A 13478-nucleotide genomic window follows, 5' to 3' on the forward strand; every position below is an offset into this window, starting at 1 on the left:
TATCTTTCGGTGGATCTGTCACGGTTTTATTGCCCAAACGGACAATCTTTCGTCAGGCAGTCAGCGAAACATGCGCGGCGTGGGGCTTGGCGGAGGGGGGCTGGTGTCGAGCCGGTCGTGCGCTAGGGGACGCTTTGTGATGGTGACGCGCGATTCGCAGCATGCCCCAAAGCATCGCCAGGGCGGCGGCACTCCAGCCAACCACTATCAGAAAAATTACCAGTGGCGGTGTGATCATCGTTGGATTCCTTTCTAACTAGACATCATCTGCTCTCGATACAGTGGACCGCGATAAGCAAACAACGGTTCCGCTTGCCATCTGTCGGCAACGCGGACCTATGCCGGCAGGCGGCTGCCTAAACGGCTGGGAGCGACTCGAATAGAGGAGAAGGTTATGCGGAGCTATCTGCCTATCGCACTGGTAGCGGCACTTGCAGCTACAGCTGCAGCCACGGCACCGGCCGGCGTCACAAGGCCAGGCACCGTTCAGCTGGCGCAGAACTCGGGCTCGGTCGATCGAACCCTGGGTAATGGGTCTATGGGCACCGGTGCGGGTATCGAGCGACTACCGGAACAGTCCGATAAGGATCGCAAAGTACCCGACCAGCGAACGCAGCAGGCTTACGAGCAATCCAATCATGGCGACACGGATACCAATATGGAGCATCGCCCGCGCCGGACATTGGGCGATCGCGATCAGGATTGATCGGGCCCGCTTTATGGGCCGATAACGGTGAAATAAAATGCCGTCGCCCCGATGTGTCCTCCACTGCTGCTGGCCTCGACGAGATCATCCATCGTCGGTGGAGGCGCTGCTGTGACCGATCGCCGGTCAGCAGCTGTACTTACGTTGGAGACCGCTTGCGTGTCGCCCTGCGACGTTCAAATTTGCCTGTCATGGAGCAGTTGCAACAGGCTGTCCGGACGTAAGGGAAGGAGCATGCTTTGCTTTAATGCCAGCGTGTCCAAGCTGGGTGGTCGTCCGCTAGTGGCTTGCCATGATTTTCAAAATCGGGCAGAGAGAGGCCTGCGCTGGCGCTTGGGGCCTCCTCAGGTCGCCCCAAGAGGTAGCCCTGAACCAGGTCGATGCCCATGTCGGAAAGGACATGCAGTTCTTCACTCAGCTCGATGCCTTCCGCGATGACCTGAGCCTGTGACGCCCTGGCAATCTTCAGGATCGATTCGACAAACTCGCGCTTTACGGCGTCGCGGTGAAGACCGTCTATGAAGTAGCGGTCAATCTTGACGTAATCGGGGCGCAGCTCCGACCACATGCGCAGGCTGGAATAGCCGGCACCGAGGTCGTCCAGAGCGGTGGAGAAGCCCATGTCACGGTAGTGATGCAAGGCGGCACGAAGCAGCCCGAAATCGTCGGTGGGCGTTTGCTCCGTAAGTTCGATCACGACCTTGTCGGCAGAGATGCCGTATTGCTGCAGTAACGCTAGAGTGCGGGCCGGCTTGTGCTTAGCATCCAACAGCGTTTCCGGCGACACATTGAGGAACAGTTTGCTCTGCAGCTGCTGCTGGCTGTAGCGACGACAGGCATTCTCGCGACAGGTCATTTCCAGCTCGTTGAGTCGGCCGGCATGTCGAGCCGCTGTGAGCAGGTTGATAGGGGAGTGTAGCGAGGTGTTCGAAGGGCCGCGTGTCAGCGCTTCGTAGCCGAGGATGAGTCGTTCGGAAAGCGACACGATAGGCTGGAACAGGCTGGTAACGCTGCCGTGAGCAAGGATGGAATCCAACGTGCTCAACTGCTCGGTAACGGTCATGATGGTCTCGTGCGGCGATGAAATGCGAAGGGCCGCACAATGGCGGCCCTTCGCATTTCACGACACTATGATGTCATTTTGGTTACATCTGCTGCTCAGCGCTCGACAGGCTGGTTCTTAGCCATCGCCTCCTGCAAGCCCAGGTAATCCAGCAGAATTCTGCCGCTTTCCGACAGATAGGCATCGTCCTCGGGTTTGATTTTTTTATCTTCAACGTGCGGTGTCGTCTCATCTTCTTTTGCGAGCTTGGCCAGGGGCTCCTCACCCTTGGCCTGGCGCAAGGTGTTTTCCAGTGTCAGCTGACGCTTCTCGATCCGCTCCTGCTGCGCCCGGCGCTTTTCCTCATTGAGACTGATGGTCGTCTCGTGAGTAAGCTCCTGGGTCAGCGCAAGGCGATCGCGGGTGAATACGAAGTCCGGGTGCTCATTGGTCCGTTTTTCATGACGAGCCTTGAGTTCGGCGAGGAACGGCTTGAACGGATTCATCTCCGGGCTGACCGCTGCGCGAATGCTGTCCCATGGCATCGCTTCAGGCAGGGCGCTTTCGCCAATTTCCTTGGTATCGACTTCGGCAGGGTAGGAGATGTCCGGGATGACACCCTGATGCTGAGTGCTTTGCCCGGAGACTCGGTAGAACTTGGCGAGTGTCAGCTTGAGTTCGCCATGATTAAGCGGTTGGACCGTTTGTACGGTGCCTTTGCCGAAGGTCTGTCCGCCGACAATCAGAGCCCGGTGGTAATCCTGCATGGCGCCGGCGAAGATCTCCGAGGCCGATGCGGACAGTCGGTTAACCAGCACAGCCAGCGGGCCCTTATAAAACGCGCCTGGCTGCTCGTCAGCCAGAACGTCGACGCGGCCATCACTGTTGCGGACCAGGACCGTAGGGCCTTGATCGATGAACAGACCGGTCAGCTCAGTGGCTTCCTGAAGGGAACCGCCGCCATTGTTACGCAAGTCAATGACGACTCCATCGACGTTTTCCTTCTCCAGTTCCGTGAGCAGTTTTTTCACGTCTCGGGTCGTGCTCTTGTAGTCCTTGTCGCCGGCGCGCAGGGCCTTGAAATCGAGATAGAACGCCGGAAGTTCGATGACCCCGAGCTTGTAGTCACGACCGTCCTGATTGAGTTCAAGCACCGACTTTTTCGCCGCCTGCTCCTCAAGCTTGACCGCTTCGCGGGTGATTGCGACGATTTTGCTGCTCTGGTCGTTTGGCGCGTTGCTCGCAGGGATGACTTCGAGTCGGACAACTGATCCTTTTGGGCCGCGAATCAATTTGACCACCTCGTCGAGACGCCAGCCGATCACATCGACGATCTCTTCCTTGCTCTGACCAACGCCGATGATCTTGTCGGCAGGCGCGATCTGCTTGCTCTTCTCGGCTGGGCCGGCCGGGACCAGGCGCACCACCTTCACGTGCTCGTTGTCGCTTTGCAGGACAGCCCCGATCCCTTCCAAAGAAAGGCTCATGTTGATGTCGAAGTTTTCCGCATTGTCGGGAGACAGATACTGGGTGTGCGGATCGTAGGACTGCGCGAAGGCATTGATGTAGGTCTGGAACACATCTTCGCCACGAGTCTGGTCGAGGCGCGACAGCTGATTCTTGTAGCGCTTGGTGAGCAATTCCTCGATGGCCTTGGGTTCCTTGCCTGCGATCTTCAACCGCAGCACCTCATCCTTGACACGCTTGCGCCAGAGGTCATCCAGTTCCTGTTCGTTCTCGGGACGCGCTGCATTTTCGCGATCGACCAACAACTCCTCGTCAAGGGTGAAGTCAAAACTGTCGACGCCTTGCTCGAGCAGGCTCAGCGCATATTGCAGCCGGCTCTGCAGTCGCTCCAGATGCACCTTATAGATGATGAACCCAGGTTCAAGGTTGCCATTCTTCAGGAAGTCATCGAACTGGTCGCGCCAGGCTTCGAATTCGGCAACGTCCTCTGCAGTGAAATAGCTGCGCGAAGGGTCGAGCATCTCGAGGTAGCCATCGAAGATCTTCGCCGAGCGGGCGTCGTTCAGCGGGGGCTTGTTGTAATGATGACGCTTGAGCAGCTCAACTATGTTGAGGCTGGCTATCACCTGGTCACGGTTAGGCTGCAGGTAGTCCCATGTTCTTGAGTCGGCAGGTTTGGCCAGGGTGGCAGTGGCCTGAAGGCCAACCAGCAGGGCCAGAAAGCCTGCGGTCAATGAGCGTTTCATATCGAAGGAGCGACGCGAGGCTGAGTAATAACGCATATTAGGCCATCAAATCAGGCGCCGGGACGGAATCCGCCCGGCGGGGAAAACACAGCCCGATGGTATCTGGCGGCTGGCACGCCGCGATTCAGAGCTCACCAAGGGGAAGAGCGGTTCGCTGCACCGGGGATACCGAAAAGGCAACCCGCGGTTTTAGACGGGCGTATCGCTATGCGGCCTTGGCAGAACTCATTCAGCGGCCTGCACTGCCGGAGTCACTGTTTAGCGGGCACAGGTATGAACCACTATGGAGGCAGCATGAAGGCATTGCAAGGCGTCGAGGGACAGGTGGCGTGGGTGGAGCGTACCGCGGCGAAGTGCGGCGATGGAGAGGTCAGGATTCAAGTGGCGGCTGCAGGGCTGAACCGTGCCGATTTGCTGCAACGTGCGGGGCACTATCCGCCGCCACCCGGCGTGACCGATATCCTGGGTCTGGAATGCTCCGGAGTGGTCAGCGAGGTTGGGGCTGGCGCTTCCTGCCAAGTCGGTGACCGAGTATGTGCTCTTTTGGCGGGTGGTGGCATGGCCGAGGAGGTGGTGGTCGATAGCCGCCATGTTCTTCCGGTACCGCAAGGCCTGTCATTGACGGAGGCGGCGGTTATTCCCGAGGTATATGCCACGGCATGGTTGAATCTGTTCCGCCTGGGTGTGCTGCAGGCCGGCGAGAAGGTGCTCTTGCACGCCGGTGCCGGTGGTGTGGGGTCGGCTGCCATCCAGTTGTGCAAAGCCTTTGGCAACCCATGCTGGGTCAGCGTCGGTTCGGCCGATCGTCTGGCCTATTGCGAGTCGCTGGGTGCCCAGGGCGGCGCGCTCCGGGGTGAGTCACTGCAAGCGCTGCGCGATTGCGGGCCCTTTGATTTGATTCTCGATCCGGTTGGTGCGAAGTATGTCGCGCTCAACACCCAGCTCCTGGCGACGGATGGACGTTGGGTAATGATTGGCCTGATGGGCGGACGCAAAGCCGAGGTTGATCTGGGGTTGCTGTTGGCTAAACGAATCCAGCTGATCGGGTCGACGTTGCGTAGCCGCGCGGCTGATGACAAGGCCGATTTGCTGGCTGACATGCAGAAGAGAATCTGGCCGCTGTTCGCCGACCAGACTCTTTCGCCGCGATTGGAACGCAGTTTCCCGGCGCGGGACGTGGAAGCGGCATTTGCTGCGCTGGCAAGCAACCAGGTGGCCGGGAAGGTTGCGTTGGTTATCGACGACAGTCTGGCCTAGACAATCCAGGCGGATGCGCCTGGGGACCCGGTGTCAAGGCAGCTCGGCGCTCGAATAGAATGCGCTGAGGACCTTCACCAGCTGTGCCAGGTCCTGGCTGCCGGCCAGCTCGCGGATCGAGTGCATAGCAAAGGTCGGCAAGCCGATATCCACCGTGCGCACGCCCAGCTGGCTGGCGGTGATTGGGCCGATGGTCGAGCCGCAGCCCATGTCGCTGCGGGTGACGAAGCTCTGCACCGAGACTTCGTTTTCCAGGCAGAGATGGCGGAAGAAGCCGGCGGTTTCGCTACTCGTGGCGTATCGCTGGTTGCTGTTGACCTTGATCACCGGCCCGGCGTTGAGTTTCGGGCCATGGTTGCCGTCATGCTTGTCGCTGTAATTAGGATGCACCGCGTGAGCATTATCGGCCGAGATCATCAGTGAGCGGTTGATGCTGCGCTGGAAGGATTCGCCTTCAGGCAATACGCGGCGCAACACCTGCTCGAGAAACGGCCCGTCCGCACCACACATCGACGTAGAACCGACTTCTTCATGATCGGTGCAGACCAGCACACAGGTTTCCTCAGTGCCCGCACGCAATAGGGCCTGTAGGCCCGCGTAGCACGACAGCAGGTTATCCAGGCGGGCTCCGGCGATAAAGTCGCCATTCAGACCGATCACGGCAGCGCTCTGGGTATCGTAGAAACTCAGCTCGAAATCGAGTACGACATCGGCAACCAGGCCATGCTCCCGGCTGAGTTGGTCCGCCAGCAGCGCCCTGAAATCTGGGCTGTCTTCGCTGGCGATCTGCGCCAGGATCGGTGGCAGTTCGTTCTGTGGGTTGATTGTCCAGCCCTGATTGGCTTCCCGGTTGAGGTGGATCGCAAGGCTTGGAATCACCGCGATGGGCAGCTTGAAGTCGATGAGCTGGCTTTCGATTCGACCGTCGCGGCTATAGGTCACGCGTCCAGCCAGGGACAAGTCGCGGTCGAACCACGGAGCAAGCAGCGCGCCGCCGTAGACTTCTACGCCAAGCTGCCAGAAGCCCTGGCGTTGCAGTTCGGGCTGCGGCTTGACGCGCAGGCAGGGGCTGTCGGTGTGCGCACCGACCAGGCGCATGCCCTGTTCGATGACCGAATGGCTACCCAGCTGGAAAGCGACGATCGCCGAGTCGTTACGGGTGACGTAGTAGCGACCACACGGTTCGGTGTGCCAAGTCTCGCTTTCATCCAGGGGCTTGTAGCCAGCGGCCTGCAGGGCCTGGGCAAGGCTGGCAGTGGCATGAAAGGGGGTAGGGGAGGCCCTGAGGTAATCGATCAGACCCTGGTTGAGTTCTTCGTGCATGGTTGGCTCCGGACGGCAATGCCTCGAAGTTTATCGCGGAATAAGCCTGAGCCATAAGCTACAAGTCATAAGCAGCAAGCTACAAGCCATAAGCTGCAAGACACCAACGCTTTGCTTGAAACTTGAGGCTTGAGGCTTGAGGCTTGAGGCTTGAGGCTTGAAGCGTGTGGCTGCTTCTAGAACGGCGCCCGACAATCGAAGCGTATACGTTCGCCAGTGTGAGGATGGGTCAGGGCAAGCATGCTGGCGTGCAGGCAGAGCCGGTCATGCGCGGTGAGCGCCCGTTCGTGCGCATAGAGGCGGTCACCCAGGAGGGGATGGCCGATCGAGAGCATGTGGACACGCAGCTGATGGGAGCGGCCGGTGATCGGGGTGAGTTCGACCCGGCTGTAATCACCGCAGCGTTCCAGAACTCGCCAATACGTTAGCGCATGCTTGCCCAACTCATAATCGACCACATGTCGCGGTTTGGTCGGCGGGTCGTAGCGCAGCGGCAATTCAATGCTTCCGCTGTCCTGTTCGGGCTCGCCCCAGCATAAGGCGGTGTACGCTTTTTCTGTCTCGCGGTCGTGGAACTGGCGCGACAATTCGCGGTGGCTGTCCGCGTCACGCGCCAACACGATCAGGCCGGAGGTTTCCCAGTCCAGGCGGTGAACGATGCGCGCCTCGGGGTAGCCGTTTTCCTGTAGTCGGGTGACCAGACAGTCCTTGTTGTCTTCCGCGCGACCGGGCACGGACAGCAGCAGGGTAGGCTTGTTGATGACCAGCAGGGCGGTGTCCTGGTGGACGATCTGGATGTTGCTCAGAGGCATTTACGAATTCCGTGAACGGAAACGGCGGCTCTTGAGCCGCCGTTCGTCAGAGGCGTTTACTTATAAAATCTGCTCTGGATCTTGCGAGCTAGAGCCATGCAAGGCAAAAACAGGCGAGGAGGCGGAGTTTAGTGGCCTAAATGAGCATTCCAAGCCTGTTTTTTAACGCCGCAGGGCCGACGCACAGCAGATCCAGCGCTGATTTTCAGCGATCCGGCAAGGTGATATTCAGCTCGAGGATCGAACAGCTTCCCTGATCTTCCAGGGCGACCTGAACCTGATCGCTGTCGATGTTGACGTACTTGCGGATCACCTCGACCAACTCTTTCTGCAGTGCCGGCAGGTAGTCCGGCTGGGTGCGCTGGCCGCGCTCGTGGGCGACGATGATCTGCAGGCGTTCCTTGGCGATGTTGGCGGGCGTTTCCTTCTTCTTGCGTTCACGAAAGAGGTCGAGAAGGTTCATTCGCGGCCTCCAAACAAGCGTTGCAGGAAGCCCTGCTTCTTCACGTCGAGGAAGCGATGGTTCACTTCCTTGCCCAGCAGGCGGTCCACCGCGTCGCTGTAGGCCTGGCCGGCGTCGCTCTGGTCATCGAGGATGACCGGCACGCCCTGGTTGGAGGCTTTAAGTACGGCTTGGGATTCCGGGATGACGCCGAGCAGACGAATCGACAGAATTTCCTCGACGTCCTCGACACCGAGCATTTCGCCCTTGACCACCCGCTCGGGGTTGTAGCGGGTCAACAGCAGATGTTCCCTGATCGGCTCATCGCCGTTTTCGGCGCGGCGGGATTTGCTCGCCAGCAGGCCCAGCATGCGATCCGAGTCGCGAACCGAGGAGACTTCCGGGTTGGTTACGACGATGGCCTCGTCGGCGAAATACATGGCCAGGTGCGCGCCTTTCTCGATACCGGCCGGGGAGTCGCAGATGACGAACTCGAAGGCCTTGCCCAATTCGTCGATGACTTTTCCGACGCCTTCAAGCGTCAGCGCATCCTTGTCGCGGGTCTGGCTGGCCGCGAGGACGTAGAGGTTTTCGAGCCGCTTGTCCTTGATCAGTGCCTGGGTCAGGGTGGCATCGCCCTGAATGACATTGACGAAGTCATACACCACGCGGCGCTCGCAGCCCATGATCAGGTCCAGGTTACGCAGACCGACGTCGAAGTCGACGATGACGGTCTTGTGGCCGCGCAAGGCGAGGCCGGTACCGATGGCGGCGCTGGAAGTGGTTTTACCGACGCCACCCTTGCCGGAAGTGACTACGAGGATCTTGGCCAAGGTGATTCACCCTAAATATGAAGTCGGGACCGTAGCCGAGTCGGCTTACAGTACGCCCGTTTTGGTACTTGAAAATTCGCGGCAGTATCCGTTAAAGGCGGGTGATGTTCAACACGTCGCCGAATAGCTTCATTTGCACGGCTTCAGCCCACAAAGGGTCGCGTCTAAGGTCTTCGGCGACCTTGTAATGCCCGGCAATCGAGACCATTTCAGCAGCCAGCTGCTGACAGAAGATACGTGCGTTGGCGTCGCCCTTGATGCCTGCCAGCGCACGCCCGCGCAGCGGGCCGTACACATGGATGTTCCCATCGGCAAGAAGTTCCGCGCCGGGGCTCACCGCGGCCAGCACGATCAGATCGCCACCCTGGGCATAGACCTGCTGGCCGCCGCGGATAGGGGTGGAGATCACGCGGGTGGGGCGGTAGGCGGGCTCTGCCGGTTTGGCGGGTTCGCTTGGGGCCTTGCTGGTGACGTCAAGCTTGCGTTCACGAGCGCCCGACGGCGGTAGCACGGGCAAATCGAGCCGGCCGGCGGCGTCGACGATTTGCCGGTCGCCTGAACGCAACGCAAGGGTACGCAGGCCATGCTTTCGGCAGAGCGCTATAAGGGCAGGCAGGTCGAGGTTGCAATCGCTGGGAAGCTTGTCCAGCGCCAGCACCAGCGGCGTGTTATTGAAAAAGTCCGGGGCCTGTTCGACCTTGACGGCGAGCTGCTGATCCAGACGCTGCAGGTCGTTCTGTGTCAGCTCCAGCACGGTAATGGCGAGCATGCTGCCCTTGAGCTGGAATATGGGGGCTTGGTCGGTAAGATCGGCTTGGCTCATGGTCTGCCTGCTGCGGTAAATGGCGAGGACTTATAGCGGGGCGAACTGCCGCCTGCAAGTCTCGCCCACACTATCGGACGGGTGCCGTGCATCGCAACGCTGGCGCAGCGGCGGGTGATTTATCGCTAGAATGCGCGCTTTTATCGGTTCGGACTGCCAATGGATCGTCCTCGTTTTCGCGCATCATTTCTTCATCCGCGTTTCTGGTTGCTCTGGCTTGGCCTTGGTCTACTGTGGCTGGTGGCGCAATTGCCCTACCGGATTCTGCTGTTGCTGGGGCGTGGACTGGGCGCAGTCATGTATCGGGTTGTCCGCTCGAGACGGGAGATCGCCCGGCGCAACCTGCAGCTGTGCTTTCCCGAGTTGAGCGAAAAGGAGCGTGAACGACTGCTGCGCGAGAACTTTGTCTCCACCGGGATTGCCTTCTTCGAAATGGCCATGAGCTGGTGGTGGCCCAAGTCGCGTTTGCAGCGACTGGCGCAAATCCAAGGGCTTGAGCATCTGCAGCAGGCGCAGGCGGAAGGTCAGGGCGTGATCCTGATGGCGCTGCACTTCACCACGTTGGAAATCGGCGCAGCGCTGCTCGGTCGGTGGCAGACCATCGATGGAATGTACCGTGAGCACAAGAATCCAGTGTTCGATTACGTGCAGCGGCGTGGCCGGGAGCGGCACAACCTGGATGCAACAGCGATAGAGCGTGAAGATGTGCGTACCATGCTCAAGGTTCTGCGTGCGGGCCGGGCCATCTGGTATGCGCCAGACCAGGATTACGGCCGAAAGCAGAGCATCTTCGTACCCTGGTTCGGTATTCAGGCGGCAACCGTGACCGCAACGACCAAGTTCGCACGCCTGGGGCGGGCCAGGGTGATTCCTTACACGCTGGAACGCCTGCCTGCAGGAAAAGGCTACAGCCTGGTGGTGCATCCGCCATTGGATGAGTTTCCCGGCGAAAGCGTGGAGGCTGATTGTCGCCGTATCAACGAGTGGATCGAAGACGCGGTCAGGCAGCACCCTGAGCAATACCTGTGGGCCCACCGGCGCTTCAAGACCCGACCGGAGGGCGAGTCGAGTCTGTACCGCGAGCGCCCGACGAAGCCGGTCAGTCTGTAAAGACGTCGTCGCGGAAACCACGCAGCGCCGGTTCACCCTGTTTGGAGAGCCGGGCGAGCTGGTCTTTTTGCAAGGCGTCGCCCACCCACCATCAGCTCGCCAGCTCGCCATCAAACACATCGATTCAGCCGGTCATTCCTCGATCTGAAACTCCCGCGCGCGGGTGTAGACGTAGCGGACCTTCTCGTATTCGAACGGCGAATTGAGTTGGCCGTAGCGCAGGGGCGTCGTGTGACGGATATCGATCAATCGCAGCGCGGTGAGGCCGAACTCACCACCGCTGGCTTCGGCATAGCTGAAGTAGTCGACCTGTCGCTCAACGCCAAAATCCGCTGCCTGGCCAGCGGTGTCCCGCAGGTTCGACGGGCCCAGTGCGGGCAGGATGAGATACGGGCCGTGAGGCACGCCATAGAAGCCAAGGGTTTGGCCGAAATCCTCATGGTAGCGGGACAAGCCCATACGCGTGGCAGGGTCCCAAACGCCACCGACGCCGAGAATGGTGTTGAACAGCAGCCGCGCAGTCGTGGTCATGGCCCGCTCGCCCTTAAGTTGCGCGATGCTGTTAAAAAGCGTCGGGATTTCGCCGAGGTTATCGAAGAAGTTGCTGACGCCGGTCCTGACGATCCTGGGGGTGACATAGCGGTACCCGCGGACGGCAGGCAGCATCACAAACTGATCCAGGCGGTAGTTGAAGTAGTACATGCGCCGGTTCAGCGACTCCCAGGGGTCATAAATATCCAACGCGTCGAAGGTGGCGCGTTCAAATTCGCGCTGGTCGAGACCGGGGTTGAACTCCAGATCACGCAGCGGATGGGTGAAACCATCCTCATCGACAGTCCCCGTCTGGGCACGGGCCATGCTGCTGATTAGCAGCATGACGGCAAGCAAAGCGCGTTTAGCCACGGAAAAACTCCAGCATATCGTGGGCGTTGACCCGGTAGATGAGGTTGCCGCAATGGCCACCGCGAGGGTAAAGCGTCATGCGTTCACCGAAGGTGCGGCGCAGGAACCCCAGATCTCCAGCGCCGAGAATGATGTCGTCGGCATTATGCATGACGCCGATTTTCGAACTGTTGCGCATGTAATCCTCGAGGGCATACAGGCTCACCTGTTGCACCAGTTGCACCATGCTGCCGCCGTCGTGCTGCGCGCGCCACATGGGAATCAGCTGCTCGGTGATATAGCATTCGAAATCGCAGAGCAGCGCGCGGCGGAAGAACGGCTCCAGGCTGGTGCCTTCATCGATTGGGTATTTCGGTGGCACGATCAGGCCGCGGCGGTTGATCAGGTCGGACGTGAAGGCAATATCGGCCGCCGAGAAGCGGAATGACGAGCCGATCAACATGGCCATCTGCTCGTCGGTAAGTCGCAGTGCCGATCGCTGGAAATCGAAAAGCATCGCCTCGTCCAGGTTGATCGTGCCTCGCTGTTGGTAGTACCGACTGAGCTTTTCCAGGATGACTTCGTAAAAGGTAGTGGTGCTGTCGATGGCGTCGACCTGTGTCTGTACCAGCTTGTCGAGGTTGCTGATCGAGGTGAAGAGGTTCACCGGGGGGTTGATCATCAGCACGCGCTTGAAGTTGAAACTCTGTCGCGTCTCGTCGAGCTTGCTGACGAATGCCGCGTTGAGCGCGCCGAGGCTATAACCGACCAGGTTGTATTCAGTGACCGGCAGTTCATGTTGCTGCGCGCGAACGGCTTGCATTACCCGATAGAGATCCTTGGCGTCAGCCGGGCTGTAGCCCGGCGTGGCGTAGCGCGACGCGGCGGCGATGAAGTCGAAGCTGGTGGGGGAGGACAGTTGCACCACGTGATAGCCGGCCCCGTAGAACAACCGTTTCAGCGACTCGGTCTTGCCGGCTGAGTAGCTCGCACCCGTGCCAGAGATGATGAACATCAGCGGCGCTGGACCAGGCTGTTTTGCTAGGCGGTATGTGAGCCGTTTTACCGCCCAGAAGTTATCAGGCAGGGTGAATTCCCGTTCGGGACGTAACCGCAGGCTGTAGTCCGCCTGATCAATGTCGTCGTCTTCAGGCAAGTTGGCGCGGAACGGCGCCGGTGTGGTGGCTATCGTCGCCTCGAATGGGTTGCTCAAGGGATAGCCATACTGCTCGACGCTGATATCTGCCGCGTGGGCAGGCGTAACGACCAGTGCAAGCAGTGCGCTCAGGCACAGCAGCAATCGCATATGAGGTGATCTCCGGTGACTACGGTGGGGGTTTGGCTGGTTCATATTCAGTTTCAGGTGTCGGCGGCGAGGCCGCGGTCCGTTCGGTGCTCTCGAGCATGACCGGGACTGCGGCTGGCGTGTCGGCAGCGAGTTTGGCCCGATTCATGATGATCGTGCATTTTCATGCTCAGATGATGCCTGGAATTGCCTGCGCTATGTCGTTTCGCTGAGCATTGACCACCATTAAGCCGGCAGGTTGCGCCGTTTTTGAGCGACGATAGCAAAAAGCCGGTCGCGAAATGGCAGCTGTGGATTGATAACCCATGGGTCACCGCTCGGCAAGCACAAACGTTTGCATTGAAGTCATTGCACAAGCCTGCCAAGACGCTTCTTAACGGCACAGATGCTTCGTGGGATTGCAGCTGTAGCGCTGGATGAGAGCGGTAGCGCTTACGCCGGGTGATGCAGCCAGGCGTGAGGGAATGCGCTTCTCGGCAGCCTGACGCTTGTCCGGACGCTGCCAGACCTTCTCCTAAAAGTAAACGCCCACCGAGCTGCACAGGGGCTCGACAGCGGCAACCAGGCCACCGGCTGCTGCGCTGCCGGTCAAGGCGTAGGTGACCGGGAACGCAATGCAAAAAGTGCATCTGGGTGAAGGTAACGGTCTGGCCATGGCCGATTCTCCGCGGCGATCGAGAATTATTCTCTGGTGCCGTGACGTGTGCTTGTGCCTGTGAAGCGTAGCCC

12 protein-coding genes and 2 pseudogenes are annotated in these 13478 nt (G+C 59.7%); 4 read left to right on the forward strand and 10 right to left on the reverse strand.

The annotated features are described in order from the left end of the window. On the forward strand, positions 1 to 256 hold a 256-nt coding region (locus NA637_RS22075; protein WP_256074667.1), incomplete at its 5' end, for a hypothetical protein. A 138-nt stretch (positions 257 to 394) separates the two neighbouring features. After that, positions 395 to 706: a hypothetical protein gene (locus tag NA637_RS22080; protein ID WP_256074668.1), complete on the forward strand. Its 312-nt coding sequence runs from the start codon at positions 395 to 397 to the stop codon at positions 704 to 706. Positions 707 to 1004: 298 nt separating this feature from the next. Here the strand turns inward: NA637_RS22080 and NA637_RS22085 are convergent. Continuing rightward, positions 1005 to 1769, reverse strand: a pseudogene (locus tag NA637_RS22085) (EAL domain-containing protein); the annotation flags it as partial. A 95-nt stretch (positions 1770 to 1864) separates the two neighbouring features. Continuing rightward, entirely contained in the window at positions 1865 to 3961 is a 2097-nt protein-coding gene (locus NA637_RS22090) for a carboxy terminal-processing peptidase (RefSeq protein ID WP_256074678.1), read from the reverse strand. A gap of 294 nt (positions 3962 to 4255) precedes the next feature. On the opposite strand from NA637_RS22090, the gene NA637_RS22095 reads away from it, so the two are divergent. Further along, the gene (locus NA637_RS22095) at positions 4256 to 5218 is read left to right on the forward strand and encodes an NAD(P)H-quinone oxidoreductase (RefSeq protein ID WP_256074669.1); all 963 of its coding nucleotides are present in this window, start codon (positions 4256 to 4258) and stop codon (positions 5216 to 5218) included. Between the two features lie 33 nt (positions 5219 to 5251). Here the strand turns inward: NA637_RS22095 and NA637_RS22100 are convergent, their stop codons facing one another. The 5 genes from NA637_RS22100 to minC all read right to left on the reverse strand — a co-directional run bounded on the left by NA637_RS22100 (position 5252) and on the right by minC (position 9451). Next, complete coding sequence (locus NA637_RS22100; RefSeq protein WP_256074670.1) at positions 5252 to 6541, reverse strand: M18 family aminopeptidase; 1290 nt, start codon at positions 6539 to 6541, stop codon at positions 5252 to 5254. 176 nt (positions 6542 to 6717) lie between these two features. Further along, positions 6718 to 7353 (reverse strand): RluA family pseudouridine synthase, encoded by a 636-nt coding sequence (locus NA637_RS22105; RefSeq protein WP_256074672.1) that lies wholly within the window; start codon positions 7351 to 7353, stop codon positions 6718 to 6720. 205 nt (positions 7354 to 7558) lie between these two features. Next, on the reverse strand, positions 7559 to 7816 hold the full coding sequence (gene minE, locus NA637_RS22110; RefSeq protein ID WP_256074673.1) for a cell division topological specificity factor MinE: 258 nt from the start codon (positions 7814 to 7816) through the stop codon (positions 7559 to 7561). After that, positions 7813 to 8628, reverse strand: coding sequence for a septum site-determining protein MinD (gene minD / locus NA637_RS22115; protein WP_256074674.1), 816 nt, complete (start codon positions 8626 to 8628; stop codon positions 7813 to 7815). Before minD ends, minE begins: the two co-directional genes overlap by 4 nt. Positions 8629 to 8719: 91 nt before the next feature. Beyond that, the gene (minC, locus tag NA637_RS22120; protein ID WP_256074675.1) at positions 8720 to 9451 is read right to left on the reverse strand and encodes a septum site-determining protein MinC; all 732 of its coding nucleotides are present in this window, start codon (positions 9449 to 9451) and stop codon (positions 8720 to 8722) included. A 159-nt stretch (positions 9452 to 9610) separates the two neighbouring features. On the opposite strand from minC, the gene NA637_RS22125 reads away from it, so the two are divergent. Further along, complete coding sequence (locus NA637_RS22125; protein ID WP_256074676.1) at positions 9611 to 10561, forward strand: lipid A biosynthesis lauroyl acyltransferase; 951 nt, start codon at positions 9611 to 9613, stop codon at positions 10559 to 10561. Between the two features lie 132 nt (positions 10562 to 10693). Here the strand turns inward: NA637_RS22125 and NA637_RS22130 are convergent, their stop codons facing one another. From NA637_RS22130 to NA637_RS25765, 3 genes and pseudogenes are all read right to left on the reverse strand, one after another. Beyond that, positions 10694 to 11437, reverse strand: coding sequence for an MlaA family lipoprotein (locus tag NA637_RS22130; RefSeq protein ID WP_423836757.1), 744 nt, complete (start codon positions 11435 to 11437; stop codon positions 10694 to 10696). Positions 11438 to 11456: 19 nt separating this feature from the next. Beyond that, entirely contained in the window at positions 11457 to 12749 is a 1293-nt protein-coding gene (locus tag NA637_RS22135) for a serine/threonine protein kinase (protein ID WP_256074677.1), read from the reverse strand. Positions 12750 to 13181: 432 nt separating this feature from the next. Continuing rightward, positions 13182 to 13378 (reverse strand): annotated as a pseudogene (locus NA637_RS25765) (DUF2061 domain-containing protein). Positions 13379 to 13478 lie beyond the last annotated feature (100 nt).

Source organism: Stutzerimonas stutzeri (assembly GCF_024448935.1).
Classification (GTDB): Bacteria; Pseudomonadota; Gammaproteobacteria; order Pseudomonadales; family Pseudomonadaceae; genus Stutzerimonas; species Stutzerimonas stutzeri_AO.